The organism is Bacillus sp. 05T31 (assembly GCF_056396725.1).
The window spans coordinates 1-5039 of record NZ_JBFTMA010000283.1 but is presented as its reverse complement, the minus strand read 5'-3'; the positions used below and the strand labels follow the sequence as shown (position 1 = coordinate 5039).

5 protein-coding genes are annotated in these 5039 nt (G+C 36.3%); all 5 read left to right on the top strand.

The features are described 5' to 3' along the window. Positions 1-86 precede the first annotated feature (86 nt). Entirely contained in the window at positions 87-320 is a 234-nt protein-coding gene (gene rpsR / locus AC1DJR_RS17020) for a 30S ribosomal protein S18 (protein WP_000918874.1), read from the top strand. 81 nt (positions 321-401) lie between these two features. After that, positions 402-1337, top strand: a complete 936-nt coding sequence (locus AC1DJR_RS17015; RefSeq protein WP_477003087.1) for a YybS family protein — start codon at positions 402-404, stop codon at positions 1335-1337. Between the two features lie 78 nt (positions 1338-1415). Further along, positions 1416-3389, top strand: a complete 1974-nt coding sequence (locus tag AC1DJR_RS17010; protein WP_088033928.1) for a DHH family phosphoesterase — start codon at positions 1416-1418, stop codon at positions 3387-3389. Beyond that, positions 3386-3832, top strand: coding sequence for a 50S ribosomal protein L9 (gene rplI / locus AC1DJR_RS17005; RefSeq protein WP_002130186.1), 447 nt, complete (start codon positions 3386-3388; stop codon positions 3830-3832). The genes AC1DJR_RS17010 and rplI overlap by 4 nt, the downstream gene beginning before the upstream one ends. Positions 3833-3859: 27 nt before the next feature. Further along, on the top strand, positions 3860-5039 hold a 1180-nt coding region (dnaB, locus tag AC1DJR_RS17000), incomplete at its 3' end, for a replicative DNA helicase (RefSeq protein WP_477003086.1).

Sequence of the window (5039 nt, the reverse complement as noted above, 5' to 3'; positions counted from 1 at the left end):
GGTCAACCGATTGACATTTCGGACGACGATTTACCATTTTAATGGTGTGAATCGGCTATTTTTAACAAAGAATGGAGGGAATAGACATGGCAGGACGCAAAGGTGGACGTGCGAAGCGTCGTAAGGTGTGTTTCTTTACATCTAACGGCATCACTCGCATTGACTATAAAGATGTTGATTTATTAAAACGTTTCGTTTCTGAGCGCGGTAAAATTTTACCTCGTCGTGTAACAGGAACAAGCGCGAAATACCAACGCAAACTTACAGTTGCAATTAAACGTGCTCGTCAAATGGCACTTTTACCATATGTTGGTGAATAATAGCGTATGAAATGCACAGTAGAGTCGGACTCTACTGTGCATTTTGCTATGCTTTTCTTTTTTTGAAAGAGAGGTTRGATGATGAAGAATACGAAATTTATTACTGAGGGTGCAGCGCTGTTAGCGATATATGCAATGTTATTGCTTATATCTATGTATGTTCCAATTTTAGGTACAGTTGTAACATTTGCGTTGCCATTGCCATTTATATTGCTAACGATAAGATATAGATTATCTAACGCCTTTATAGTTTTTACTGCGGCGCTTTTTATTACTGTTATTGTCAGTCAGCCGATGAACCTAGTAAAGACAACTATGTTTGGATTGATAGGTATCGTTTTAGGATAYATGTATAAAAAACRAARAAAGCCGKTAGAAAYTTTRATRGCRGGGACRCTTGCRTACTTAATYGGTATTATGCTCATTTATGTTGYGAGTATAAARTTTTTYAACATAGATTTAATGAAGCAAATGCAAAATATGTTTAATGAAAGTATGGCGCAAAGTGAAAAGATAGTTACTGCTGCGGGTATGCCTATTAGTAAAGAGCAAAAAGAATTATTTGCACAATTTAATGATGTGTTACAAACATTATTCCCAAGTTTGCTTGTAATGGTTTCTGTATGTTTTTCTTTGATTACAGTTATGATATCAGGTAGTGTTTTGAGAAAACTAAAGCATGACGTTATACCTTGGCCTAAATTTAAAGATATACAATTACCAAAGAGTATTGTTTGGTATTACGTTATATTTATTTTGCTATCAACTTTTATAAAAGTAGAACCGACATCATATTTACATATGGTATTTTCTAATTTATATGTCATATTTGCTTTACTACTAGTACTGCAAGGTCTGACATTTATCGCTTTTATAGCGCATAGCAAAGGTTTTACGAAAGGTGTTCCTATTATTAGTTTTATTGTCTGCATGTTTATTCCGATGATGTTTCCTCTTGTAACAATCTTAGGTATAATTGATTTAGGGATTTCATTGCGTTCTAAAATAGGGGAATAAAATAATATTCCTTACACTATTTTAATTTGTTTAACTAACTGGAAAGTGAGTTAGTTTTACTTTATAGGAGTTGTATACATGCCTGAATTTTATAAGAAACAGTGGTTTTTATATCCTGTTTACGTATTGGCATTTTTTGTATTCGTGCTAATTTCACTCCTCTGTTACTTTCATTTAATTATGGGGATATCAGCCTTTTTTATCTTTTGTATTGTACTTTTTTTCGTTATACGATTCGAACTTACTTTTCAAAGGAATTTTGAAAAACATACGACAGATATGATTACAAGGGTAAAGAAAGTGAGTAATGAAGCATTTAACCAAATGCCAATTGGTATTTTGTTATACAATAAGGATTATGGGATTGATTGGGCGAATCCTTATTTATCATCATGTTTGGGGCAGCATGCATTAGCTGGTTGGCACCTTTACGATGTATCAGAAACATTACTCCTTTTTATTAAGGGGGAAACTTCTGACGATATAGTTTCTTTAAATAATCGAAAGTTTCGTGTTTTTGTAAGGAAAGAAGAAAAACTAATTTATTTCTTTGATGTAACGGAACAAACAGAAATTGAAAAGATGTATGAAGATCAACGCACTGTTTTAGCTGTTATTTATTTAGATAACTATGATGAAGTTACACAAGGATTAGATGACCAATTACGTACGAATATAACAAGTCTTGTGACGTCACGTCTAAATGAATGGGCTGTTAAGTATGGTGCATATTTGAAACGTGCATCTTCAGAAAGATTCTTCGTTGTACTAAATGAAAGTATTTTAGCGCAAATGGAGAAAGGGAAATTTAGTATTTTGGATCAAGTGCGTGAAGAAACATCAAAAAGGAATATACCACTTACATTAAGTGTTGGTGTTGGCTCAGGTGATTTACCTTTATCAGAACTTGGAGCGATGGCCCAATCTGGTTTAGACCTTGCATTAGGACGAGGAGGAGACCAAGTAGCTATTAAACAAGCAACGGGTAAAGTTAAGTTTTACGGTGGTAAGACGAATCCGGTTGAAAAGCGTACTCGTGTACGTGCTAGGGTTATTTCGCATGCATTAAAGGATTTAGTATTAGAAAGCAGTAATGTCATTATAATGGGGCATAGAGCTCCTGATATGGATGCGATTGGTGCAGCGATTGGTATTTTAAAGGTAGCTCAATTAAATGAGCGCAAAGGATATATTGTATTAGATGAAAATGATTCTGATAAAGGAATCAAACGTTTGATGGATAAAGTGAAACAAAATGAAGAGTTATGGTCACATTTTATTACACCAGGGCAAGCGATGGAATTTGCAAATGATGATTCATTACTTGTTGTTGTTGACACGCATAAACCTTCAATGGTGATGGAGGAAAAACTGTTACACAAGATTGAAAATGTAGTAGTTATTGACCATCATCGCCGCGGGGAAGATTTCATTGAAGATCCATTACTTGTTTATATGGAGCCATACGCTTCTTCAACGGCAGAGCTTGTTACAGAATTACTTGAGTATCAACCGAAAAATTTAAAGATGACAATGTTAGAAGCAACGGCATTGTTAGCTGGTATTATTGTTGATACAAAAAGTTTTACATTCCGTACAGGCGCTCGTACATTTGATGCCGCTTCTTATTTACGCTCGCATGGCGCAGACACTGTACTTGTACAAGAACTTTTAAAAGAAGATATGGGTCAGTATTTACGAGTTGCAAAAGCTATTAAAAATGCGTACATTTATAAAAATGGAATTGCGATTGCAAAAGTCGATAGTGATGACTATTACGATCAAGTGCTTATTGCACAATCAGCGGACACGCTATTAACGATGACGGGTATTATTGCATCATTTGTTATTGCGAAACGTGGGGAGAATTTCATTGGAATTAGCGGCAGGTCTTTAGGTGAAGTGAATGTGCAGCTAATTATGGAGAATTTAGGAGGTGGCGGGCATTTGACGAATGCAGCCACACAAATGAAAAATGTTACAGTAGATGAAGCGGAGGAGAAGCTTCAATTTGTTATTGATGACTATTTACAGGGAGGCACACAATCATGAAAGTAATTTTTCTAAAAGACGTAAAAGGTAAAGGTAAAAAAGGAGAAATAAAAAACGTACCAGATGGTTATGCAAATAACTTTTTACTAAAACAAGGGTTAGCTGCYGAAGCGACAAACAGCAGTATGAAAACTTTAGATGCTCAAAAGCGCAAAGAGGAAAAAGATGCAGCAGCAGAAGTTGAGAATGCAAAAGAGCTGAAAGAAACATTAGAGAAGTTAACTGTAGAAGTAAAGGCGAAATCTGGAGAAGGTGGCCGCTTATTTGGTTCTATCACGAGTAAACAAATTGTAGATGTAATGCAAAAGTCACACAAGATTAAACTTGATAAACGTAAATTTGAAATGGATGATGCAATCCGTGCATTAGGTTATACAAACGTCAATGTGAAATTGCATCCACAAGTAACAGCAACAGTAAAAGTTCATGTTAGTGAACAATAAAAATAAATTAAGCAAGGAGGATTGCGCATGAGTGATGTAATGGCTGATCGTACCCCTCCGCATAATATAGAAGCTGAGCAGGCAGTCTTAGGTGCCATATTAATTGATCAGGATGCGTTAACGTCAGCATCGGAACTATTGGTACCTGACTCATTTTATCGAACGAAACATCAAAAGATTTTTGAAGTCATGCTTGGGTTGTCTGATAAGGGAGAACCAATCGACTTAGTAATAATGACATCAGCGATGGCTGATCAAGGATTACTAGAAGAAGTTGGTGGGGTTTCTTATCTAGCAGAGTTAGCAGAAGTTGTTCCAACAGCTGCTAACGTAGAATATTATGCACGCATCATCGCTGAAAAGGCACTTTTACGTCGTTTAATTCGAACGGCGACTCATATTGTATCGGATGGATACGAGCGAGAAGATGATGTGGATGGCCTTTTAAATGAGGCTGAGAAAAAAATATTAGAAGTATCTCACCAAACAAATGCGAAAGCATTCCAAAACATTAAAGATGTTCTTGTAGATGCTTATGATAAAATTGAACTTTTGCATAATCAAAAGGGTGAAGTTACCGGGATACCAACTGGATTTACTGAATTAGATAAGATGACCGCAGGTTTTCAGCGAAATGATTTAATCATCGTGGCGGCGCGTCCATCGGTAGGAAAAACTGCATTTTCACTAAATATCGCACAAAACGTAGCGACGAAAACTGATGAAAATGTAGCGATTTTTAGTTTAGAGATGGGCTCTGATCAGCTTGTTATGCGTATGCTTTGTGCAGAAGGAAATATTGATGCACAAAGACTTCGTACCGGTTCATTAACTTCTGATGATTGGGCGAAATTAACAATGGCGATGGGTAGCCTTTCTAATGCTGGTATATATATTGATGATACACCAGGGATTAAAGTAAATGAGATTCGAGCAAAATGTCGTAGATTAAAGCAAGAGCAAGGTCTTGGGATGGTTTTGATTGACTATTTACAGCTTATTCAAGGAAGTGGGAAATCAGGAGAAAACCGTCAGCAGGAAGTATCTGAGATTTCTCGTACATTAAAAGGGATTGCACGTGAATTACAAGTACCTGTTATCGCCTTGTCGCAGTTATCTCGTGGTGTAGAATCCCGTCAAGATAAACGTCCGATGATGTCTGACATTCGTGAATCAGGAAGTATCGAGCAGGATGCTGACATTGTAG